General features: G+C 31.5%; 20 protein-coding genes. 15 read left to right on the top strand and 5 right to left on the bottom strand.

The window, feature by feature from the left end; all coding sequences use genetic code 11:
* Position 1 precedes the first annotated feature (1 nt).
* From V9L04_RS04525 to V9L04_RS04465, 13 genes are all read left to right on the top strand, one after another.
* Positions 2-955, top strand: a complete 954-nt coding sequence (locus tag V9L04_RS04525; protein ID WP_338792888.1) for a glycosyltransferase family 2 protein — start codon at positions 2-4, stop codon at positions 953-955.
* A 117-nt stretch (positions 956-1,072) separates the two neighbouring features.
* The gene (locus tag V9L04_RS04520; protein ID WP_338792887.1) at positions 1,073-1,744 is read left to right on the top strand and encodes a thermonuclease family protein; all 672 of its coding nucleotides are present in this window, start codon (positions 1,073-1,075) and stop codon (positions 1,742-1,744) included.
* 164 nt (positions 1,745-1,908) lie between these two features.
* Entirely contained in the window at positions 1,909-2,547 is a 639-nt protein-coding gene (rsmG, locus tag V9L04_RS04515) for a 16S rRNA (guanine(527)-N(7))-methyltransferase RsmG (protein WP_338792886.1), read from the top strand.
* A 126-nt stretch (positions 2,548-2,673) separates the two neighbouring features.
* Positions 2,674-2,973: a hypothetical protein gene (locus tag V9L04_RS04510; RefSeq protein ID WP_338792885.1), complete on the top strand. Its 300-nt coding sequence runs from the start codon at positions 2,674-2,676 to the stop codon at positions 2,971-2,973.
* Between the two features lie 48 nt (positions 2,974-3,021).
* Positions 3,022-3,804, top strand: a complete 783-nt coding sequence (locus V9L04_RS04505) for an RNA methyltransferase (RefSeq protein WP_338792884.1) — start codon at positions 3,022-3,024, stop codon at positions 3,802-3,804.
* Between the two features lie 373 nt (positions 3,805-4,177).
* Positions 4,178-5,224, top strand: a complete 1,047-nt coding sequence (locus V9L04_RS04500) for an NAD(P)H-quinone oxidoreductase (protein ID WP_338792883.1) — start codon at positions 4,178-4,180, stop codon at positions 5,222-5,224.
* A 270-nt stretch (positions 5,225-5,494) separates the two neighbouring features.
* On the top strand, positions 5,495-5,959 hold the full coding sequence (locus tag V9L04_RS04495) for a hypothetical protein (RefSeq protein WP_338792882.1): 465 nt from the start codon (positions 5,495-5,497) through the stop codon (positions 5,957-5,959).
* Between the two features lie 117 nt (positions 5,960-6,076).
* Entirely contained in the window at positions 6,077-6,796 is a 720-nt protein-coding gene (locus V9L04_RS04490; RefSeq protein ID WP_338792881.1) for a hypothetical protein, read from the top strand.
* Between the two features lie 143 nt (positions 6,797-6,939).
* Positions 6,940-7,473 (top strand): energy transducer TonB, encoded by a 534-nt coding sequence (locus V9L04_RS04485; RefSeq protein WP_338792880.1) that lies wholly within the window; start codon positions 6,940-6,942, stop codon positions 7,471-7,473.
* Positions 7,474-7,682: 209 nt separating this feature from the next.
* Positions 7,683-7,970, top strand: a complete 288-nt coding sequence (rpsO, locus tag V9L04_RS04480; protein WP_338792879.1) for a 30S ribosomal protein S15 — start codon at positions 7,683-7,685, stop codon at positions 7,968-7,970.
* 136 nt (positions 7,971-8,106) lie between these two features.
* Positions 8,107-10,362 (top strand): polyribonucleotide nucleotidyltransferase, encoded by a 2,256-nt coding sequence (gene pnp / locus V9L04_RS04475; protein ID WP_338792878.1) that lies wholly within the window; start codon positions 8,107-8,109, stop codon positions 10,360-10,362.
* Between the two features lie 605 nt (positions 10,363-10,967).
* Positions 10,968-11,831 (top strand): RNA polymerase sigma factor RpoD/SigA, encoded by an 864-nt coding sequence (locus V9L04_RS04470; RefSeq protein WP_338769115.1) that lies wholly within the window; start codon positions 10,968-10,970, stop codon positions 11,829-11,831.
* 293 nt (positions 11,832-12,124) lie between these two features.
* Positions 12,125-13,156, top strand: a complete 1,032-nt coding sequence (locus tag V9L04_RS04465; protein ID WP_338792877.1) for a helix-hairpin-helix domain-containing protein — start codon at positions 12,125-12,127, stop codon at positions 13,154-13,156.
* Positions 13,157-13,265: 109 nt separating this feature from the next.
* Here V9L04_RS04465 and V9L04_RS04460 read toward each other — a convergent pair whose 3' ends face one another.
* The 3 genes from V9L04_RS04460 to V9L04_RS04450 form a co-directional block, all read right to left on the bottom strand.
* Positions 13,266-14,210: a DUF3078 domain-containing protein gene (locus tag V9L04_RS04460; RefSeq protein WP_338792876.1), complete on the bottom strand. Its 945-nt coding sequence runs from the start codon at positions 14,208-14,210 to the stop codon at positions 13,266-13,268.
* A 224-nt stretch (positions 14,211-14,434) separates the two neighbouring features.
* The gene (locus tag V9L04_RS04455) at positions 14,435-14,902 is read right to left on the bottom strand and encodes a DUF6438 domain-containing protein (protein ID WP_338792875.1); all 468 of its coding nucleotides are present in this window, start codon (positions 14,900-14,902) and stop codon (positions 14,435-14,437) included.
* 263 nt (positions 14,903-15,165) lie between these two features.
* Positions 15,166-15,792 carry a phosphatase PAP2 family protein gene (locus V9L04_RS04450; protein ID WP_338792874.1) on the bottom strand — a complete coding sequence of 209 codons (627 nt, stop codon included), beginning with the start codon at positions 15,790-15,792 and terminating at the stop codon, positions 15,166-15,168.
* 242 nt (positions 15,793-16,034) lie between these two features.
* Here V9L04_RS04450 and V9L04_RS04445 point away from each other — a divergent pair, with 242 nt between their 5' ends.
* Entirely contained in the window at positions 16,035-17,099 is a 1,065-nt protein-coding gene (locus V9L04_RS04445; protein WP_338792873.1) for an acyl-CoA desaturase, read from the top strand.
* Between the two features lie 162 nt (positions 17,100-17,261).
* Here V9L04_RS04445 and V9L04_RS04440 read toward each other — a convergent pair whose 3' ends face one another.
* On the bottom strand, positions 17,262-19,637 hold the full coding sequence (locus V9L04_RS04440) for a TonB-dependent receptor (RefSeq protein ID WP_338792872.1): 2,376 nt from the start codon (positions 19,635-19,637) through the stop codon (positions 17,262-17,264).
* A 411-nt stretch (positions 19,638-20,048) separates the two neighbouring features.
* Here V9L04_RS04440 and V9L04_RS04435 point away from each other — a divergent pair, with 411 nt between their 5' ends.
* Entirely contained in the window at positions 20,049-20,930 is an 882-nt protein-coding gene (locus V9L04_RS04435; RefSeq protein ID WP_338792871.1) for a DUF808 domain-containing protein, read from the top strand.
* A 262-nt stretch (positions 20,931-21,192) separates the two neighbouring features.
* On the opposite strand, the gene V9L04_RS04430 is transcribed toward V9L04_RS04435, so the two are convergent.
* Positions 21,193-22,791: a T9SS type A sorting domain-containing protein gene (locus V9L04_RS04430; RefSeq protein ID WP_338792870.1), complete on the bottom strand. Its 1,599-nt coding sequence runs from the start codon at positions 22,789-22,791 to the stop codon at positions 21,193-21,195.
* Positions 22,792-23,206: the final 415 nt, after the last annotated feature.

Here is a 23,206-nt window from a genome sequence, read left to right as displayed (position 1 = left end):
CATGATTGAGCTTTCTGTCATTATTCCTATCTACAATGAATCTCTAAATATTCATTTGCTTCATGAAAGACTTACTAAAGTAGTTTCTAATTTGGCAAAGACGTATGAACTTATTTTTATAAATGATGGAAGTAAAGATGATTCGTTAGAACTCGTAAAAAAACTTTCTCTTGAAGATGATAATGTAAAATTCATTGATTTGAGCCGAAATTTTGGTCATCAGATTGCTGTTTCGGCTGGTTTAGATTATTGCAAAGGACAAACCGTTGTTATTATTGATGCTGATTTGCAAGACCCACCCGAACTTATAGAACCGATGTGGGAAAAGCTCAAAGAAGGCTATCAAGTGGTTTACGCCAAGCGAAGAGCAAGAGCAGGAGAAGGATATATGAAAAAACTGACTGCCAAAACTTTTTATCGTTTGCTTTCCAAAATTACTTCTTTTCCTATTCCTGTCGATACAGGTGATTTCAGAATTATGGATAGAAGAGTAGTAGAGGGACTTTGCCAAATGAAAGAAAATCATAAGTTTTTGCGTGGACAAATTGCTTGGATTGGCTTTAATCAAACCTACGTAGAATATGATAGAGCTGAAAGAAATGCAGGAGTTACAGGATATTCATATAAAAAAATGATAAATCTAGCTCTAAATGGAATTACTGCTTTTTCGAATGTGCCTATAAAATTCGTAACTGTTTCTGGATTTGTGGTGTCTGCCATTGCATTTTTGATGATAATTTATTCGTTTATTGCCAAATATTTTGTAGTTGATGGTTATGTGAGTGGTTGGTCTTCTATTATGGTCAGTATTATGTTTTTGGGAGGTGTTCAACTTATTAGTTTAGGAATTATTGGCGAATATATCAGTCGCATAAATACAGATGTCAAACAGCGTCCTCTTTACTTTGTGGCTGAAACGAATGCAGAAATTGAAAATAAGCAAACAGACCAATAAGATTTTAGCAATTTAATTTCTAAATCATTGCTTAATCTGTAATGAAATGCTTATTTTTGACAAAATTGTCTAATTCTGTCTTTGTTTATTTTTAGTGTTGTTTATAGAGTTTGTAAAATGGAAGAACCAATCAATTATATTTTGTATGGAGGAGTTTTGGCTACATTACTTGTGGTAGTGGTAGTTCTGCTTTTTTTTCGTAAAAAAATCATGCTTTTTTTGATGATTAATTTTTCGGATAAAGCAGTCAAAACAACCGTTTTAGAAGTTTTGGAAGGAGATACGATTGTGGTAGAAGTTCCCGAAAAAGGTACACAACAAAATCAAAGTTCAAAGACTCTTTCGGTAAATGCTGAAAATGAAACTACTTGGACTGTCCGTCTGATTGGTGTAGATACACCTGAAAGTCGTGCTTCTCTTTATATTGATGAAGCTCCTTTTGGCAAGGAAGCATTGGCTTACACAGAAGAAAGACTGACAAAAAATAAAGATATAATTTTACTTTTTGATGAGCAATTATTTGATAAATTTGACAAGCATTTGGCATATATTTACTTTCCTTCAGGTGAGTGTCTCAATGCTACACTTTTAAAACAAGGCTATGGCTGGATTAGAAATCATGCTTTCACTATCAAATTTGCAAAAGAGTTTGAAAAACTACAAGAAAAAGCAAGAGCCAAACAAAAAGGAATTTGGAATATGTATGTAACCAAAGGAATTTTGAGAGAAGAATATAAAGAGTCAGAACATTATCAAGAGTATAAAAAAAGAATAGAAGAAAATCAATAACCAGTAATTAGTTACCAGTCAGTATACTAATAAAAAATAAAAATCCTGTTGAGTTTAAAAATGCAGGTTTGTAAAATACTAAAATACAGTCTTTTTTTAATTGAACAGGGTTTTAGTCCTGTTTTTACTAATCACAAATCACTTCAAAATCATTTTATTTTTAAATGGAAATTATTAAGCGTTATTTTCCCAATCTTACTGAAAAACAAATCGAACAATTTTCGGCTCTTCAAAACTTATATGCAGAATGGAATGAAAAAATAAATGTTATTTCAAGAAAAGATGTAGAAAATCTTTATGAAAGGCATATTTTACATTCGATGAGTATTGGAAAAATTGTCGAATTTGAACCTACTGATAATATCATTGACATCGGAACAGGTGGTGGTTTTCCAGGTATTCCGTTGGCTATTTTGTTTCCAGAAACGCATTTTCATTTGGTGGACTCTATTGGAAAAAAAATAAGAGTAGTAACAGAAGTTGCAAAAGAAATTGGTTTAGATAATGTAGTTGCCGAACAAATGAGAGTAGAAAAGGCAAAGAAAAATAATTATGATTTTGCTGTTACTCGTGCTGTTGCTCAAACATCAAAACTCTATCATTGGATAAAACCAGCTCTTCGAAAAAACAAACCTTCCTTAATTGAAGAAGGAGAATTCAAACATGGCATTTTGGCTTTAAAAGGAGGAGATTTGAAAGAAGAACTTGCAAACTTTAAACACTTTGTACGCTTGTATAATTTAAGTGACTTGTTTGAAGAAGAGTTTTTTGAGACTAAAAAAATTCTTTATATTCCTATTTAGGAACAATTACGAATTAAAAATTACGAATATAATTTTTATGATAAATAATATCATCTAACTGCAATCTGTATTAATAATCCTGTAAATCCTTTACAAAATCATAAACTGTAATTAATCAATACAATTATGAAAAAGCATCATATCTATAAATTACTAGACCTTATTGAACAAATAAATGAGGTAAATAAAATGATAAAATTACATAGTGAGAATGATTCTGAATTTATGGCATCTCAATATAGAGCAGAAAAAGCAGAATATGTGGCAGAATTGATTCAAACATTGAATTCATCTAAAATTCAATCTGAAGAAAATTATTTGTTGCTTAATCGTCTGCTCAGTGAGTTTTATTCAAATAATAATTTGATGCAAAAAGAAAGTATCAATTATGAAGAAGAATTTGCACGTTTAGGAAATGCTTCATAAAATTTTATTGATGCAAAGACATTAGAAAAATTACTCACTCCATTTAAAATGACAAACGCCCAAAGAAAATTTTTACGCTCTCTTCAACAAAAAAAAGAAAGAAAAGCTACAAATTCATTTTTGATAGAAGGTGCAAAAATTGTAACCGAAACACTTCAAGCTACATATTCGCCCTACAAAATAAAACAACTTTTTGCTACACAAGATTTTTTAACTGATTTAGAAAATCAGAATTTTTTGAATAACAAAGTAAACGAACAGTTTGAAATTATTTTATCTACTTCTAATAAACTTAGTGAAGCAGGTTCGTTAAAGTCAAATAATGCTGCGATTGCTGTTTTAGAATTTCCAACTTTAAAAGTTCCCAAAAAACTAGAAAATCTATCTTTGCTTTTAGAAAATATCAATGACCCAGGAAATTTGGGAACAATTATTCGAATTGCTGATTGGTATGGAATAGAACATATTTTCTGCTCAGAGCAAACTGTAGATTTATATAACTCAAAAACACTTTCGGCTACAATGGGTTCTTTTCTTCGTGTGAAAGTACACTATGGAAATGAATTTGAATTTTTAAAACTAGCAGAAGGAAATACCTTTGGGGCATTTTTGGACGGAAAAAATGTACATCAATCCAAATTTCCACAAAAAGGAATTTTAGTTATCGGAAGTGAATCGCACGGAATATCAGAACAACTAGGAAAAGAAATTACGAATAAAGTTACTATTCCTAGTTTTGCCTCAGGTAATGGAAATGATACAGAAAGTGCAGAATCTTTAAATGCTGCCATTGCTACAGCTATCATTTGTGATAATTGGCGAAGAAATTAGAAATTAAAATAAAAAATCGTTGGTGAGGACACTATAGCCGTAAGGTTAAAATTTTTATTGTAACTCTGTTCCGTAGGAACTTCATATTGGTAGAAAAAATGAGAATAAATAATTGTTCCTTGTTCCGTAGGAACTATATATTGGTAGAATTTATGACATTTAAAGACAAAATCTTACCATTATGAAACTCCTACGGAGTAAATGAGAGGTAGCTTTCTCTTTTTTTCTACCAATATACAACTCCTAAAGGAGTAAATAACTCTATTTCCTATGGTAAGGACACCAACAATGGCGAAGTTATGATACTCTTTTTTGCCATTTTCCCACCAATGACTCTCAATATCATCTTCTTAAACCAAACTAAAAAATAATTGTGAAAGCTATTCTATATAATTCTGAAAATCCAAGCGAACCTTTACAGGTAGGAGATACTCAAAAACCAACTCCATCAGAAAATGAGATTTTGGTAAAAGTAAAAGCAACAGCTTTAAATAGAGCAGACCTTTTACAACGAGCAGGAAAATATCCACCACCAAAAGGAGCATCAAAAATTTTAGGATTAGAAATCGCAGGAGAAATTGTAGAAATTGGTAAAAATGTAACTAATCATAAAGTAGGTGATGAAGTTTTCGGACTTATTGGAGGAGGAGGAGATGCAGAATATGCTACAATAGATGCACAAATGGCAATCTCAAAACCAAAACATTTTTCTTTTGAAGAAGCTGCTGCAATTCCAGAAGTATTTTTGACAGCTTTTCAGACTATTTTTTGGACATTGTTGGGAAATAGGGATTGGGGATTAGGAATTAGGGAAAATACAGAGATTGAGAGCGAAGGAAATAATAATAAAATTCAGAAAAGTATTTTGATTCATGCTGGTGCTAGTGGTGTTGGTTCGGCTGCTATTCAGATTTGTAAAGTTTTGGGAATGAAAATTTTTGTTACGGCTTCAAAGTCAAAACATGAATTTTGCCGAAATTTGGGTGCAGATGTAGTCATAGATTACAAAAATGAAGATTTTGCAAAAGTAATTTCAGAACAAACTGACGATAAAGGAGTAAATTATATCATCGATTTTATTGGTCAAAACTATTGGAAACAAAATATCGACTGTATTGCTATTGATGGAAAAATGGCGATTTTGGCAGCTATGAGTGGTGCAAAATTAGAAGAGGCAAATCTTTCAAAAATCTTGATAAAAAGAATTCAGATTACAGGTTCGACATTGCGTGCTCGTTCTTTGGAGTATCAAAGAGAACTAACAAAACAGTTTTCAGAATTTGCTTTGCCATTATTTCAAAAAGAAAACTTAAAGCCTGTTATTGATTCTATTTTTGATTGGGCATTGGCAGAACAAGCACACAAACACATGGAAGCAAATCAGAATAAAGGAAAGATTATTTTATCAGTGTCAGAATAAATTTGTATTTTTAGAAAAAAAGGGAAAGATTAAAAAAAGAAACACATAACTTTAGTTATGGGAAAAAACCTGCTGGTTTATACTATTCTGTACCTGTTTTCCCACGATTTTAATCGTGGTTTTCGTTTATTTCAATGCCGTTGTTGGTATTTTAGCGAAGCGACACCAACAAGCAAATAACTTATCATACTTTTTACAACACCACAAAAATTTATTCTAATTTCTGAAATTGGCTTGCAAGTGTATAATTCAAACTTATTTTATACAAAAATGCTTTATATTCATACCTTACAGAAAAAATTACATGACAACTTTATAGAACAAAAAAGAAACGATCCAATTTCAGGCGATAAGCTTCAAGAAAATGACCAAATTGTAATTTGTGCAACTTGTAAATCAGCATTTTTGATAGACTCTTGGCTTTATATTGGGCAACAACATTGTGGTCAATCCAATACATTGAAGGAAATTCCATTTCAAAAGTCTTTAGTAATAAGTAATAACCAAGTAAAATTAATCCAAAACAAAAAGCAAATCACGTATAAAAAAGAAAAAAAGGGAGTTAGTCCACGAAAAATAATGTTTGGACTATTTTCAATTTTAATCTCTACGGTAGTAAGTTGTTTTGTAATTGTTTATTTGAATAATATCGCATTAGGATTTTTATCCATACCTATTCTGTTTTGTTTGATGATGTGGATAGGAACAGGAATTGCTAGAGAATATGATAGATAATGATTTTGATAGTAGATAAAAATTTGTATTTTTAGAAAAAAAGGGAAAAGATAATTCAATTACTATTTATTTATTTTAATTTTAGATGCTTCTTTTATGAAAAAAGTACCCTTTTTTATGTCCTTTATTTTTATACTTGTTTTAGTATTATTTTCTAATTACAGTCATGCTCAAGACAATACAGAAATAAAACAAACTAATTTGAATCAGATTTATTCTGATTTTAACCTTTCAGTAGGAGTTTATCAAGACGGATTTTCGGGAGCTTTTGCTTATTCTCGTCTTTATCCTGTGGCTTTTAAAAAACGTTTTTATGTGGGTTATGGTGTTCATTTTACTTCTTATTTTGGCAAAGATGGAGATTATGTAACTGCCCCTGCAGATGTTTCGGAAGGTAATTTTTTCAAACCTCAAAATGAAGAAAAGTTAGATACTTTATTTTTACCTAATGCACAAACTAACTCTCTCAATGCTTCTATTTTTTTAATGTACAAATTCTCTAAGAAATTTAGTGTAGGTTTTAATATTGATGCGATTGGTTTTAGCTTTGGCAAAGACCAAGAAAGTGTTTTTTATTCGTACAGCGAAAATATTTCTGCTACTACTTCAAATGCTTCAGTTACAAATTTTAATTTACTTTTGACAGGAGATTACGATATTGGAAGTCTCAATTCTGAAATTTATGCTCACTATGATTTGAATGATAAGATTGGACTTCATGCAGGAGCTAGTTTTTTGTTTTCAGAATATACAACAGACAAAAAGTTTGCCTTTGATAATGATAGATTTAGAAAGAAAAGTTTGGGACTGATGCTTGGTGTTGCTTATAAATTGTAAAATACGAATGTATTCTTGTAGCGTGGACTTTAGTCTGCGAAATGTATAGGTAATATAGAAAAGTCAAAAATCTCAAATTTGAGTTTTCTGACTTTTTTATTTTATGCCTATCTTTGTTAAAAAAACGTTTAAATAAAAAATATATGAAATCTAATTTTCTTTGTGCTTCTGTTTTGTTTCTTGCTTTTTTTATAAGCACAGGATTTATTTTTTCTACTCCTTCAAGTAGTGATTTTGATACAATTATTCAATCTCAAACTAATTTTGTTTTACAAGATTCTTCTAAAGAAGAGGATATTATTGTTGAAGTTCCTGCAACTTTTAATGGTGGTATGGAAAAATTCTATGAATATATATTGAAAAACTTACAGTATCCGAAAGAAGCTCGTGAAGAGAGAGCAAAAGGAAAAGTAATGGTTCAGTTTTCAGTAGATAAAGAAGGTAATATTGTAGATGTAAAAGCTATTAATTCTATTCATCCATCACTTGATGCAGAGGCAGTACGAGTAATACAAGAATCTCCCAAATGGAATCCTGCTATTCATAAAGGAGAAAGAGTAAAAGTGAGGATGTCAGTTCCTATCAGCTTTGACATCTCAGTAAGTACTATAGAGACGAGGAAAGAGCAAAAGGCTAGGAGAAAAAAAGAAAGACAAAAAAATAAGAAGAAAGGCTAAATTATTAAATTGCATTTCCCAAAAAAAAAGCGTACTTTTGCGCTCCATTCAGTTATCTATAAAGGATGATTGCCGAGGTTGGATTTAATTAAAAGTAAATGAATAATTTGCTTTTAAATCACAAAATATAAATCTAAGACTGAATGGTGTGATAAAGAATTGACCTTAGCATTTAATCAAACTCAACGTACAAAAGTACACACAATAAAATGGCAAGAGTTGCATACCTTACTCCAGCAGACAAAGAAGAAATTTTTGAAAAAAATAGTCTTTCTAAAAGTAAAAAAGATACAGGTTCATCAGAATCTCAAATCGCTCTTTTTACACACCGTATCAACTACCTTACTGAACACTTGAAAGTTCACAAAAAAGATCACGCTAGTCGTTTAGGTCTTTTGAAATTGGTAGGTAAGCGTCGTAGTTTATTAGATTATTTAATCAAAACTGACGTATTGCGTTACCGTGCTATCATTAAAGAATTAGGTATTCGTAAATAATCTTTTTACTGTATTCTTTTTTCTAAACCCTAAGGGTCTTCAAGACCCTTAGGGTTTTTTGGTGTAAAAAAATAATCGAAATAATAAAAAAAACTGTATCTTCGTAACAAATAAACACAAAAAATTAAAAACGTAAATGAAACCAAATCCGATTATAAAAACGGTTTCTCTCCCCGACGGACGAGAAATAAGTGTAGAAACAGGCGTATTAGCCAAACAAGCAAGTGGTGCAGTAGTTGTCAGAATGGGAAATACAATGCTTTTAGCTACCGTAGTAGGCGCAAAAGAAGCTCGTGAAGGAACAGATTTTTTCCCTCTTTCAGTTGATTATCAAGAAAAATTTGCTGCTAATGGTCGTATTCCAGGTGGCTTTTTAAAGCGTGAAGGAAGATTATCCGACCATGAAATTTTGATTTCAAGAATTGTAGATAGAGCTGTCCGTCCACTTTTTCCTGACAATTATCATAACGAAACGCAAATCATGATTTCACTTATCTCTGCTGATGAGGAAGTTTTGCCTGATGCTTTAGCTGGTTTTGCTGCTTCGGCTGCAATTGCAGTTTCTGATTTGCCTATGCTTGAACCAATGTCAGAAGTACGAGTAATCAAATTAGGAGAAGAATATATCATCAATCCAACGCCTGCTCAAATGGAAGAAGCAAGTTTGGAATGTATTGTCGCTGCAACGTATGACAATATTATGATGGTAGAAGGAGAATCTAAAGAAGTAACAGAAGAAGATTTATTGAAAGCAATTCAAGTAGCTCATGAAACGATTAGGTTACAATGTATTTTGCAGAGAGAATTAGAACAAGCTGTTGGAAGCACCCAAAAGCGTGAACATCTACAACCAGAAGGCAATGAAGAATTAGAAAAAATGCTTCATGAGAAGTATTACCAAGCAATTTATGATTCTGTGAAAGAAGGCGTTTCACGTAGTAAATCTGAGCGTGGAGAAGCTATGAAAGCTATTAAGCAATCCTATATCGATACGCTTCCAGAAGAACATGAAATTGATATGAAAATGGTAGGTACATACTTTAAAAGCATGTACAAAAAAGCTGCTCGTAACTTTGTATTAGATGAAGGAACACGTTTGGATGGAAGAAAAACAAATGAAGTACGTCCTATTTGGTCAGAGGTTGATTATTTGCCTTCAGCTCACGGTTCTGCTGTCTTTACTCGTGGCGAAACTCAATCACTTACAACAGTTACTCTAGGTACAAAACTAGACGAACAAATGATTGATGGAGCAATGAACTCTGGTTACAATCGTTTTATTTTACACTATAATTTCCCTGCATTTTCTACTGGTGAAGCTCGTCCGAATCGTGGACCTGGTCGTCGTGAAGTAGGACATGGAAATTTGGCTATGCGTGCATTGAAAAATATTTTGCCTTCTTATGAAGACAATCCTTATACAGTGCGTGTAGTTTCTGATATTTTAGAATCAAATGGTTCGTCTTCTATGGCTACTGTTTGTGCTGGTTCGTTGGCTCTTATGGATGCAGGTGTAAAACTTAAATCGCCTGTTTCTGGTATTGCTATGGGAATGATTTCTGACAGTGAAACAGGAAAATTTGCTATTCTTTCTGATATTTTGGGAGATGAAGACCATCTAGGAGATATGGACTTTAAACTGACAGGAACAGAAAATGGAATTACAGCCTACCAAATGGACATCAAAATTGATGGACTTTCGTATGAAGTATTGCACAAAGCCTTATTGCAAGCAAAAGAAGGTCGTATGCACATTTTGGGAGAAATGAATAAGACGATGACAGAAGCTCGTGTAGAAATGAAAGATCACGCTCCACGTATTCATCAAATTATTATTCCTCGTGAACTTATTGGTGCTGTTATCGGACCTGGAGGAAAAATTGTTCAAGAAATTCAGCGTGAAACAGGTGCAACAATTACGATTGAAGAAGTAAATAATGCAGGACGTATTTCTATATTTGCAACTGACAAAAATAAACTAGAAGCTGCTAAAAATATCGTTGAAGAGATTGTAACACCACCAGAAGAAGGGAAAGTATACGAAGGAACAGTTAAAAAAATTACTGAATTTGGTGCTTTTGTAGAGTTTATGAAAGGAAAAGAAGGTTTGCTTCATATTTCTGAAATTACTTGGGAGCGTTTGCCATCAATGGAAGGCGTTTTAGAGGAAGGCGAAGAAGTACAAGTAAAACTAATGGAAGTAGACCAACGTTCTGGTAAATTCCGTTTATCAAGAAAAGTATTATTGCCTAAACCAGAAGGCTACGAAGAACGTCCACCTCGTGATAGAAGCAATGACAGAGGAGGAAATGACCGTGGAGGAAGCCGTGGCAATGGTAGAGACAGTAGAGGAGGAGGAAGAGATTCTCGTCCACCTCGTAGAAATAACTAATTTGTTGTAAATAAAATAGTGTTCTGTTAGTGAAGAGACACCGACAAGAAGGGTTGTTTATTCTAAAATAGAATTTCTAACTCACACTTAAATTATGACAATTTAAGTGTGAGTTTTCTTTTTCAAGTAGATTTTGATAAAAAATAAAAATAGGTCACTAATCCTTACAAAAAGAAAGAATTTTTATTTACAAAATGAAAAATATTATATTGAAAATAGAATTATTTCAATATATTATTTCGTGAAATTTATTTTTTTAGTTGTTTAGATTGCTAAATTATTAATTTACTCTTACATCTGACTATTTGTAAATTAGACTTATAGTCATTTTTTAGAACGATTTTTGCTATACATTTATCAAAACTTATTTACTAAAAAATACGTATTAACTTTCTGTTTTATTGACTAAATTTGAACTTATATTGAAACAAAAGGCTTTCTAATGCGTTCTATTTTAGCATCTTAAGAAAGATTTATATACAAATCTACTAAAGATTATAGAAAAAAGTTATACATAACTATCCAGTTTTTATACACAAACGCCATAAAAACGTATTTAATATATAAAAATATTGCCCACCTTTTATCATAGGAAACCACAATAGATGAGACAACTAAAAATTAGCAAACAGATAACCAACAGAGAAAGTCAATCACTAGATAAATATCTCCAAGAGATTGGAAAAGTTGATTTACTTACACCTGATGAAGAAGTAGAATTAGCAAAACGTATTCGTGATGGCGACCAAATCGCATTAGAAAGATTGACAAAAGCCAATTTGCGTTTTGTGGTATCTGTTGCAAAACAATATCAAAATCAAGGACTTTCTTTGGGTGACCTTATCAATGAAGGAAATCTAGGTCTTATCAAAGCTGCACAACGTTTTGATGAAACTCGTGGTTTTAAGTTTATTTCGTATGCTGTTTGGTGGATTCGTCAATCAATTCTACAAGCATTGGCAGAACAATCTCGTATCGTTCGTTTGCCTCTAAACCGTGTAGGTTCGCTTAATAAAATATCAAAGACATTTTCTGAACTAGAACAACGTTATGAACGTGAGCCTTCTCCAGAAGAATTAGCTGATGAGTTGGAAATTACGCCAGCAGAAGTAATTGATACACTCAAAATTTCAGGTCGTCATGTATCAATGGATGCTCCATTTGTACAGGGAGAAGATAATACACTTCTTGATGTTTTGGAAAATGATACAGAAGACAAACCAGATTCTGAGCTTATGAATGATTCACTTCGTCGTGAAGTTCAGAGAGCATTATCGACTCTTACTCCTCGTGAAGCTGATGTAATTACATATTATTTTGGTCTTAATGGAGAACATCCAATGACTTTAGAAGAGATTGGAGAGAAATTCAATCTTACTCGTGAGCGTGTTCGTCAGATTAAAGAAAAAGCTATTCGTCGCCTTCGTCATACAACACGTAGCAAGGCTTTGAAACCTTATTTAGGTTAATAGTTAAGCATTGACATTTAAAGAAGGATTAATATAGAAACCGAAATTCAATCAAAATTAAATTTCGGTTTTTTTGTGAAAAATTTTTAGAATATTGTGTTATTTGAATTTTTATATGTACAGCTCAAGGTAATTAATCTTGTATCAGCTACGTATGTTGATAATTACGTTATTTTTACTGAATTTTAATCTATTATCACAACTAGATATAAAAATAATGATAACAATTATGTTAAAATAATGAATTATTAGAATAAAACTCTTATATTTCGGAAACTAAAAATCATAAAAAAATGATGCAATTTATAAGGAATATAAGAGTCGAATTTTCTGAGCTAGTAAAGAATAATACAAACTTTACACAACGAGAAGCAAATGGAATGGTCGTTTTATCGGTTATTCTTTTTTTTCCTATGTTTATGATAGTTTGGGAAAGAGTACAAAGTGCAGATGAAATAGACAAGGAACTAACAGAACTACAAGCTGAAAAGGCAGATAGTTTATTAGCTGTTTTGGAAATGCAACAGCCTTTAGATAGAGAAACCAAGCTAGCAATGTTAGAAATTAAACTTTTCAATCCTAATAAATTATCGATTGCACAATGGCAAGCGATGGGGGTAAAGCCTTGGGTAGCTAAAAGGGTAGTAAATGCAGTTAATAAAAAGTATGTTTTTTTACAAAAAAATGATTTAGCTAACTTTAATGGATTTCCAAAAGAGGAGTATGAAAGGTTGAAAAACTATATAGATTTGCCTGATTCCGTAAATAGAAAAGAATATTACAAGCAAAAATATGCGTCTAATGACAAGAATAAATACAATTATAAAAAATATAAGAACACGGATTATGATAAAGACAAATCAGTAAATAATTATACTTCTAATTATGAGAAAAAAGAGTATAAAAAGTATGTTCGAAAAGTCACATCAAAATTTGATATAAATACAGCCGACACATCAATATTAAAACAAATAAGAGGAATAGGGGAAAAAACATCTGTCCGAATAGAACATTTTAGAGATGCCATTGGTGGTTTTCATTCTCTGAATCAAGTGCAAGAAGTGTATGGGCTTTCACCAGAAGCCTTTGAGGAACTTCTCAAATATGCTTTTATCCACTCTTCTTTTAAAGTCAAGAAAATAAATATCAATACTGCCAATTATGAAACACTAAAAAGTCATTCGTACATAAATGTAAAAGCTGCCAGCATTTTATTAAAGTACAAAAAACAACATGGAAATTATAAAACGATAGAAGATATTAAAAACTCAAGAGCAATAGAAGAAGAAAAGCTGACCAAACTTATTCCTTATTTGGAGTTTTAATTAAATATTGAAGATGTAAAAGTTGTTTAAGAATAGATTTTGTGTGTCTATCCTAAACAACTCAAACCATGATGAAGAATCTAGTTCAGATGAATAAAATCTAGTTTATCTAAAAGGTATATCCTACATTAATATTCAACACATGCTTAAACTGAATAGCTCTTTTAGAAGCCTCATCTACACCTTCTTGTGGAATTAAAATATCATGGTCATAAATCAGTTGAGTAGAAAAACTAGTGGTAAGATATTTATTTATCTTAAATACAATCAAATTTTCCCAGTTTACATCTATTTGTGTGATATGTTCGTAATTAGCAAAAAGGTTTAGTGTCGAACTCAGTTTTACATTTTCCATTACATCATAGCTAAGAGAAGCATCAAAGTTAGAACCAAATTCGGAACGAATATTCTGTCCTTTTTCTACTCCAAAAGCTCCAATATTAGCTAAAGAATCATTCATTACAAAGGTAAATTTGGCAGCCAAAGGAGAGTAACGCATATTAAAAATCTTAGTTTCATAACGAATACCAGTAGCAAAAAGCAAATATCCAGGTGAAAGAAAGTTTGAAATAAGCTGTCCTTGTTTTTCTTCTCCTAAAGAGTCTCTGTCAAAAAAATAACCAGGTGCCATCTGAGTACGAAAGCTCATTGATGTTCCACTGCTCCAATCTTTACCCAAATTATAACTGTATTTAGAATCAAATTGAAAATTATCATCTGTTTTTTTGAATAAATTAAAATCACTTTTTCCTATTCTTGCCATTCCATATTGAACAGTCAAAATATTTGCCCACGTAGATTTTTCAGTTTTTCTTGTTGCATTTAAGTTCAGAATTGCACCTAAGGCAATTGAACTTTGTCCACCCCCTGCCCAGTTACTTAGTCCAACATTTGAGAACGTTCCAGAAAATGATCCTTTTTTCTCCCAAATTTTAACTTCCTCAACTGGAACAGTAGCAATTCCGTCTGTGGTTACATTTGTGGTATCTTGCGCAAAAGCTGAAAAAGAAATAAAAAATAAAAAAGCAATGATTAAAAAGTTGAATTGTTTCATATAAAAATAATAGATAAAATAATAAAAAAGAATATTCTACAATTATATAAAACTATAGAATACAGGGTTTTCTTATAAAAACTATTTCTGTTATCAAGTTGTGGTTGTTGGTGTCGCTAAAACACCAACAACAGCATTTTTCTTTTTTTATAAGAAAGCCCTGCTGTAGAATATTACTATAACTATCAAAAACAGTACAGTTTTCACATTTATTATGAGATAAATTAATTTGTCTTGCTATCTGATTGTAATTCAAGAACTAACAGGTCTAAAAAATTTAAAAGAGGTTCTAAATTTTCAGGTTTCTCTATATACATGACTTGTTTTTTGACTTTTTCCCCTTTCGTAATTTCTAATGTAGTAATGGGAATATCAAAAGCACGGTTATAGCCAATTGCCTCAGTTTCTAAAAACTGACTTTCTTTGATTAATTGTTGAAGTTTTTGATATTTTTCATCAGATAATTTTATCTGAACGATTCCAATAATAGTTGTATATTGTCTGCCATTAAAAACAACCATTTGATCTTCTTTAATTGTCATATCAAAAACAGGACATTGACCTTTACAAGCTGATTTGGCATATTTCAATTCGAAAAAGCTATCTGTTTTGGCAGATTTACAAGAAAAAAATAAACTGCTAGAAAGAAACAGAGAAGAAAGTAAAGCGAGGAGTAAGGCGTAATTTTTCATTAATTAATTATTTGTTTTAATTGTTGGAATTCTATTAGGAAGACTAAAAAAAAATATTTACATTTTTAGCTATCTATAAAACAGGGTTGAAACCCTGTCCAATTTATAATTCATAGCGTATTTTTGAAAACATATCTTTAGTAAAAAATCACAAAAAGTAGTTTTTTAATTGAACAGGGTTTTAACCCTGTTTATTAATGCGTGAATTTTTCAAAGTGTAAATTTATTCATTTTATATTCCTTAGATACTTAGCAAAGTTTTTTTATTCCAAAAAGCTATCTGAAGTTTTTTGTAAAGGTACTGAAAAACGCTTCTCTAATACTGTATATATCCAAAAAACAAACCAAGCTATCAAAATTCCTGCTATTGCTCCAGCTACAATATCGCCCACATAATGCACTCCCAAATATACACGAGAATAAGCCACAAGTAAAGCCCAAAAAAGAGAAGCATAACGCAGAATTTTTACCCAAAGCAGTTTTGAAAATCGTTTTAAAGCCAAAAAAATAAAGAAAGCAATACTGAAAGTAGTAGAAGCATGAGAAGAAATAAAACCATATTTTCCACCTCTATAATCTCTTAAAATATAAACTAGGTTTTCTATTTCTGGACTGTGTGAAGGACGTAAACGCTCAAAAAAAGGTTTACAAAAGCCAGATGCAAATTGGTCTGCCAAAGCTATTGAGATAAGAATCCCTAAAACAATTTTCCAGAAATGCTTAATGCCGAAAAGTTTATACAAAATAAAAATTAACCCTAAATAAATAGGAATCCAAGTATATTTTAAAGAAATATACCACATCAGATCATCCATAAAAGGATGGTGAAGTCCATTTAAAAATAGTAAAAGTTGTTTGTCTAATTGGTCTAGTTTTTCTATCAGAGTCATTATTTTGAATGATTACTTGAAATATCGCTATTTTTTTGATTCGTAAAAAATTACTGTTATTATCTAATTCCGACTTATAGTTATGTTTTACTCAATTACTCACAAATTTATAAAACTCTTTGAGAATTCTTTATTTAAAGTTATTTCAGAAAGAAATAAAATATTTCTCTAAAGTCTATCACTAAAAGACTAAATTTGCATAACACAAGTAGTAACTACTAATCTTGTAAAAATTACCAACTATGAAGAATTACGTAAAATTTAAGCCTCAGTCTAAAAATTTGTTCTTTCCTACTCTCAAACAAAGAGTAGATGATTATTTTACGACCAACAATATTAGTAAAAATGCCAATACAGGTATGGTAATAAAAACAATTATTCTATTATCTGGCTATATTTTGCCTTTTGTCTATATTTTGATATACAATCCGATTTATATTGTTTCAACTATTTTATGGACAATAATGGGATTGAGTATGGCAGGAATTGGAATGAGTGTAATGCATGATGCTAATCATGGTGCATATTCTAGTTCAGAATGGATAAATAAATTATTGGGAAATACACTTACATTGGTAGGAGGTTCGGTAGATAACTGGAAGGTACAACATAATTTATTGCATCATACTTTTACAAATGTTGTGCATCAAGATGATGATATATCAGACAAATTTGTTTTGCGATTTTCTCCACACACAAAAGTAAAATGGTTTCATAAATATCAGTATTTCTATGCGTTCTTTTTTTATGGATTACAAACCTTATTTTGGGTACTTGTCAAAGATTTTCTACAATTTAAACGCTATGTAATAAAAGGAGAATCAAAATGGATTACTCTAACTAAATTGATTTTATCCAAAATTATCTATCTTTTTGTAATCTTGGTACTGCCAGTTGTATTTTTTGATATTCCAATTTTACATGTGGCAACAGGATTTTTAGTCATGCACTTTTTTTCAGGATTAATCTTAACAGTTATTTTTCAGTTGGCTCATACTGTTGAAGGAACTACACATCCTCTACCTAACGAAAAAAATGAAATTATAAATGATTGGGCAATTCATCAGATGAACACAACAGTAGACTTTGCACCAAAGAATAAGCTACTTTCTTGGTATATCGGTGGACTTAATTTTCAAGTAGAACATCATTTATTTACCAAAATTTGTCATATTCACTATCCAGAAATTTCAAAAATTGTACAGCAAACGGCTGCCGAGTTTGATATACCTTATTTGGTAAATGAAAAATTTTCGGATGCCCTAATGGCTCATGTAAATGCTTTGAAGCGATTTGGTAGAGAGTAAAGTAGTGCAGGTTTAGTTTTTTAAAAGCTATTTATAAGTAACTTGGAAAAACTATTTATATGTTAAAAACTGTCTGATGCCTTTAAGGTGTCAGACAGTTTAATTTTCCATTTTATAAATCTTTTCTAGTTATACTTCATTCTTATCAAGTATATATTTGCCTTATCTTCTTCTACCTGAATACGTCATGGCTTCTCCTTTACCAAAGGCATAACTCAAACCAAAGGTTACAAAGCGTCCACGTTGTCTAAAATTATAAGACTCAAAAGTAGGTTGGTTTACAAAACTTTCTTGAATCCTAGATGCAAAAATATCTCTAACTCCTAAATTAGCAACAACTTTTCCCTTAATAAACTTTTTACGAAGACCTACATTCATGAAAGCAAAACCACTTTGCTTACCTTGTACGGTTTCAAAACCAGAGCGATAATCTCCAGTTAGTTCCAAATCTATATCAGCAGGTAATTTTATTTTTGAATCTAAACGAAGAGACCATCTATTACCTGTAAAATCAAAATTTTGGCTCTCAAAAACTCCTTTACGATCGAAATAAGAATAGTTAAAATTACCATTGAAGGTAAGCCATTTCATAGGACTGTATTTTCCATTTGTTTCAAATCCTACGACAGCATTTGTTCCAATATTTTGAGGAGTTGTATAGGTAACATTATCTTCAAAACTAGAAATTCTTTCCACTACATCAGTCGTATATCTATGATAAACACTAGAACTCATTGACGCTTCTCCAATTTCGTAAATACTTGTTAGTTCATACGAATCTGTAAACTCAGGTTGAAGGTTTGGATTACCTGTACGGATATTAAAATTATTTCTAATATTGAAAAAAGGATTCAAATCCCATAATCTTGGTCTGAATATACGCCTAGAATATCCTGCTTGAAGTGACAAGTTTTCTGATGCCTTATACGAAGTATGCAAAGAAGGAAAAAGATTAGTAAAGTTTTGTGAGTTTGATTGGTTGGTAGTCGTTAATAAAGTTTGTAGGTCTGTATTTTCAACACGTAAGCCAGCTTTAACTCCCCATATTTCACTTTCAAAAGCTCCAGTAGCATAAACTCCTAATACTTTTTGATTCCATTCAAAATTGTTTGTAAAATCTAAGTTATCTACGTATTCGCCATTGACAAAATCTTGTACTTCAAAATTATTACCTACATCATTAATGACATAAAGCGCACCTGTTTCTATAGTATAATTTTCTGATAATGGATTGACATAGTCTGCTTTGAAAGTATAATCTGTTTGTTGAAAAGTAGTGGCTGTAAGTTGATTACTATCTACATTTTCGCCTTCTAAAGTCGTATCAATAAAGAGAGATGAAAGATCTTTTCCAAAAGAACTTCCCAAAGCACTTACTTGAAAAGTATGCTCTTCGTTATTTTTGAAAGTTTTAGTCCAGTTAAATTCATATTGCCATTTTGGATTGGTGGCTTCAGTTGTTTCGTTTCGTCTCCATCTAGAAACAAGTTGTTGTTCGCCATTTAAAAAGCTAAAATTCGTTTCAGAAGGTTGATCTTCTATCTCATAAGCAATATTTCCTGAAAGTGTAAAGACGTTGTATTTATTCAAATGATAATCTGTTCCGAGCGTAATATTAAAAAATGTTTCGTTTCTAAACTCCTCACCATCACTCAAAATAGTTTGTCCATTAAGTAGATTTAGACTTCTAGTCTCGTTTTGTGTCGGTATTGAGCGATAACCTGCACCAAATTGAGTAAATAAATTGAATTTTTCTGTACGACGGTTTATACTTCCTCCAATGCTATGATTGTCAGGAATACCTGTATTGGCAGAAATAGAACCATTCCAACCCTTTTTTTCTTCTTTTTTAAGGATAATATTCAAAATCCCAGATGTTCCAGAGGCTTCATATTTTGCAGAAGGATTGGTAATTACCTCAATACTTTCAATCATATCTGCTGTAATCGTACCTAGTGCATTTCCACCATCTGCCAAAATAGAAGGCTTGCCATTGATGAGAATTTGTACACCACCACTTCCACGCAAACTGACTTCTCCTTCAATATTTACATTGACAGAAGGCACATTATTCAAGACATCAAGTGCACTTCCTCCTGTTGTACTGAGGTCTTTTCCAACATTAAAAACACGTTTATCTAATTGAAAAACCATCTTAGAAGTTTCTCCTTCAACTACAATTTGATTTAGCAGTTGTGTATCTGGAGCAAGCGATATAGTTCCAAGATTTGCGTTACCCTCCGAAATGGTAAACTCTGTTAAGGTCTTGGTTTCATAACCCATAAAACTAATTTTGACATAAAAATCAGTTTTGGTAGTAGAAATAGAGAATTTTCCTTCTTCGTCTGAAGTTATACCTGTAATGAGTTCGTTGGTGTTGGGGACATAAAGAGCAACAGTAGCATAAGGAACAGGTTGAGCAGATTCTGCTTCTACTAGCTTACCAAATACTGTAGTTTTTTGTTCTTGAGCAGTAGCCAAACCACTCCAAATGAGAAATAGGAATAAACAGGTTGTTCGCAGTAAATTGTGTTTCATATTGATTTTTGATGTTAAATTATTTCTTTTCCCAACTTTCTATCTATAAAGGTTGTTCTAATTTTTGCTTTTTTTGTGAAGTAATTACATTTTATTCTCGGTAATTACTCTAAACAAATATTTTTTAGTAAAACTTTTCATTCTTAGTTGTGTTTTGATTTTGTAATCCCAAGAACTTAAAGAAACCAAAGATTACTATTGACAAGGAGTTGTATCAGAAGTTGTTTAAGAATGGGATTTGTGGATATATTTGTTGGTGTCGCTACGCTAAAACATCAACAAAGGCTTTAGAACTGGATTTGCAAACTCAGTTCTAAGGAAAAATGAGTATTCTTAAACAACTTCTCAAATTAAAATCAACAACTCACAACATTTTTTCAACTTTATTTTTTCAACTCTAATTATATAAAAATGGCATCAGGATTTTTCGCCCTTTTCGACGATATTGCAATTCTCATGGATGATGTAGCTGTTTTGAGCAAACTAGCTACTAAAAAAACGGCAGGTATTTTAGCAGATGATTTGGCTGTTAATGCTGAAAAAGCATCTGGCTTTGTTTCGGATAGAGAAATTCCTGTTTTATGGAAAATAACAAAGGGTTCTCTTCTGAATAAAATAATTATTCTACCCATTGTCTTTCTTTTGAGTGCTTATTTTCCTGTAGCTATTACGCCAATCTTGCTATTAGGAGGAGCATATTTAGGTTATGAAGGTGCAGAGAAAATATATGAATATTTTTTCCATAAAAAGGAAACTAAAAAAGGTCTTTTAGCAGATAGCAAAATGAGTGAGGCAGAGATTGTAGCTTATGAAAAGGAAAAAATAAAATCGGCTATTATTGTAGATTTTATTTTGTCGATAGAAATTGTGATTATAGCATTAAGTAGTGTAATTGAGAGTCCACTCAACATGCAAATCATGGTAGTAACCATAGTAGCTCTTTTGGCTACTGTTTTTGTTTATGGTTTGGTTGCGCTCTTGGTAAGAATGGATGACTTAGGATATAATTTGATAGCGAAAAGCAAAACTGAACAAGGTTTTTTACATAAACTAGGAACTGCTTTAGTCAAAACATTACCCTACATTGTTAGAGGGTTAGGAGTATTGGGTACGATTGCTATGAGTTTGGTAGCAGGAGGAATATTTGTTCATAATATTGAAGCGATACATCATCTTACAGAAAATTTGCCTTTGCCTAGTATTGTGAGTGAGTTTGTTGTTGGACTGCTTGTAGGTTTTATTTGTTTGGTGGTTGTTAAGGCGATTATAAAAGTTATAGGGAAGAAAAATTAGTGATAGTTTATTTCTAGAAATAAGTAAGCAAATCGCTAAAAACTTAAAAACCTTCTTTAAATAATAAATTATTCAAAGAAGGTTCTATGAAAACTGTTTGTCTTTTTTCAAACGGTATTTCATGTTTTTAGGATAAGAAAAAGGCAAACTATTTTATAAAGAAAAACTAATTACTACTTGCAACAGAAATACAAAAACTACAGATAACACTTAATAACTTTTTCATTCTAATTCCATTTGTGCAAGAGAAATCAGAAGGGTCTTATTTTGTTTTTATAAAACGTTGCCTTTTATTAGTGCCAACAAAATAGATAGAATACAAACCAGTTTCTAGGTTAGAAATATCAATAGTTGCCTTATTTTTTATATCATTTTCTTGTAAAACAAGTCTTCCTAGAAAGTTATAAATTTGAATAGCTTGTGTATTGTTAGGTATGTCTTGAATAGTTATTTGATGAATTGCTGGATTTGGAAAAATGGAAGTTTCTACTTCTGCTAAAGCTAATTGTTCTACAGAATTATTATTAGATTCTATACGATCAGAAGCAGCTGAACCAATGAAAATTTTATTCTCAAAAAAACCTGTGTTACTATTATTGATTGCAATATCTATTAATAAACTAGAATTAGAGCCAGTTGTTACTCTTTTTAATACCCCATTGATAAGATACTGAATATCTGTACCGACACGCTCAATACGTATTACATCTCCCAATATATATTTGCCCAAATATTTAACTCGTTGTCCATTCTCAAAAGCAGCAATATTATCACCATAAATCTCAAAGGCATACTGAATTTGATCTTTATCTGCATTAGCATTAGAAGAAGATAAACCAAAAATTTTGCTATTTGAACTGAGATCTTCTAAAATTGTCGTTTCTGCCCAACCATTGGAATTTTCAGGAATTACTTGAGTAGATGCTGCTCCACTGTTGCCCCAACCATACGCTGTGGTACTTCTTATATTACCATTGGCATCTTCTGATACACCAACTTTGTCTGTCCAAATAACTTTTTGTGGCTCTGCAGGAGTGCTAGAATTATTCAAACTTTTTGATAAAAGCCATTCATAAAGATTAGGGCTATGTAGAGAGTTGTCTGTTTTATAAGCCCTACTCCAAGAATTATGTCCGACACCCTCATAAGTAGTAAAAATTAATTCTGCTGTAGGCTTAGGATTATTACAGTCCTTAATACCATTAAATGTTTTCAGACCTGCATCATAAATCACCGTTTTATCTTTATTTCCATGAAAATGCCATACTGGAATTTCTTTTTCTGAAATAGAACAACCTCTTTCTTCAACTTTGTTTGTAGCTGTTCTAGCTGCTACTGGAGCAATAGCTGCTAAAATGTTTTCATTGTTTCTATATCCATCAGCAGCGTACTTGTAAACTCCAATTCCCCCTAAGCTCAATCCTGTTAAATAAATTCTATTACGATCTATACGATAATTATCAGACCCACTTACCACATGATCGATTACATCTTGAACTATAGAAGGACGCCAAGCATTTTCGTCGGAAAAAAGTTGAGGAGATATAACAATAAAGCACTCTTGTTTCCCATTAACAGTGAAACACATAGGATGTCCTTCTTTGATATGCTTTGGAGGACCATTTTCTTTCACTCTTTCCAAATGTGAAGGACTTCCACTTCCTTTTTCTCCTTGTCCGTGCAAAAATATTAATACAGGATAGGTTTTAGAAGAATTAGTAGCGTAATCTGAAGGAAGGTGTTCTAAGTAACCTATATTTCCTTTGTCATTATCTGTTCGGCGAGCCGTTTGTTGTGCACTTAAATAATTTGAAAAAAAGAATAAATAAACAAACAGAAAGAAAAAAATATTTTTATACATAGTTTTACAATTAAAGTGTATTAATAAATTGATATTGTAAATGATTGTCTGTTAGTGATTTATTAATTATAATGGAGGCAATGTTACAAATAAAAATTTATATCTTTATATAAATTTTATTTTTTTAACAATTGCATTTTTGCAATAATTAATTTGGCAACAGGCTAAATATTCAAAATGTTTAGCTCTTGTTATTTAGAGTACCCCTGTTGGGCTTAGTTTATAACTAAGACCTATCAGTTAGTAAATCTTCAGATTTACGTTGTCAAGTACAAATAAAAACACCCTTACTCGCAAATCTAAGATTTGCCAAACTGATAAATTGTAGTCACAGACTACGCTTAACAGAGAGAACTTTCTAAATCTTCAATACTCTGAATATTCCCTAACGAAGTCGGACTTTGACGAATAAATT

This window comes from Bernardetia sp. MNP-M8, from assembly GCF_037126285.1.
Classification (GTDB): Bacteria; Bacteroidota; Bacteroidia; order Cytophagales; family Bernardetiaceae; genus Bernardetia.
This window is presented reverse-complemented; position numbering and strand designations above follow the sequence as displayed.

Excerpts from the sequence above, each read along its gene's own strand:
- V9L04_RS04510 (WP_338792885.1), top strand. The coding sequence starts at position 2,674 with ATGAAAAAGCATCATATCTATAAATTACTAGACCTTATTGAACAAATA.
- V9L04_RS04520 (WP_338792887.1), top strand. The coding sequence starts at position 1,073 with ATGGAAGAACCAATCAATTATATTTTGTATGGAGGAGTTTTGGCTACA.
- V9L04_RS04495 (WP_338792882.1), top strand. The coding sequence starts at position 5,495 with ATGCTTTATATTCATACCTTACAGAAAAAATTACATGACAACTTTATA.
- V9L04_RS04470 (WP_338769115.1), top strand. The coding sequence starts at position 10,968 with ATGAGACAACTAAAAATTAGCAAACAGATAACCAACAGAGAAAGTCAA.
- rsmG (WP_338792886.1), top strand. The coding sequence starts at position 1,909 with ATGGAAATTATTAAGCGTTATTTTCCCAATCTTACTGAAAAACAAATC.
- rpsO (WP_338792879.1), top strand. The coding sequence starts at position 7,683 with ATGGCAAGAGTTGCATACCTTACTCCAGCAGACAAAGAAGAAATTTTT.
- V9L04_RS04430 (WP_338792870.1), bottom strand. The coding sequence starts at position 22,791 with ATGTATAAAAATATTTTTTTCTTTCTGTTTGTTTATTTATTCTTTTTT.
- V9L04_RS04435 (WP_338792871.1), top strand. The coding sequence starts at position 20,049 with ATGGCATCAGGATTTTTCGCCCTTTTCGACGATATTGCAATTCTCATG.
- V9L04_RS04485 (WP_338792880.1), top strand. The coding sequence starts at position 6,940 with ATGAAATCTAATTTTCTTTGTGCTTCTGTTTTGTTTCTTGCTTTTTTT.
- V9L04_RS04450 (WP_338792874.1), bottom strand. The coding sequence starts at position 15,792 with ATGACTCTGATAGAAAAACTAGACCAATTAGACAAACAACTTTTACTA.
- V9L04_RS04455 (WP_338792875.1), bottom strand. The coding sequence starts at position 14,902 with ATGAAAAATTACGCCTTACTCCTCGCTTTACTTTCTTCTCTGTTTCTT.
- pnp (WP_338792878.1), top strand. The coding sequence starts at position 8,107 with ATGAAACCAAATCCGATTATAAAAACGGTTTCTCTCCCCGACGGACGA.
- V9L04_RS04505 (WP_338792884.1), top strand. The coding sequence starts at position 3,022 with ATGACAAACGCCCAAAGAAAATTTTTACGCTCTCTTCAACAAAAAAAA.
- V9L04_RS04490 (WP_338792881.1), top strand. The coding sequence starts at position 6,077 with ATGTCCTTTATTTTTATACTTGTTTTAGTATTATTTTCTAATTACAGT.
- V9L04_RS04465 (WP_338792877.1), top strand. The coding sequence starts at position 12,125 with ATGATGCAATTTATAAGGAATATAAGAGTCGAATTTTCTGAGCTAGTA.
- V9L04_RS04525 (WP_338792888.1), top strand. The coding sequence starts at position 2 with ATGATTGAGCTTTCTGTCATTATTCCTATCTACAATGAATCTCTAAAT.
- V9L04_RS04445 (WP_338792873.1), top strand. The coding sequence starts at position 16,035 with ATGAAGAATTACGTAAAATTTAAGCCTCAGTCTAAAAATTTGTTCTTT.
- V9L04_RS04460 (WP_338792876.1), bottom strand. The coding sequence starts at position 14,210 with ATGAAACAATTCAACTTTTTAATCATTGCTTTTTTATTTTTTATTTCT.
- V9L04_RS04440 (WP_338792872.1), bottom strand. The coding sequence starts at position 19,637 with ATGAAACACAATTTACTGCGAACAACCTGTTTATTCCTATTTCTCATT.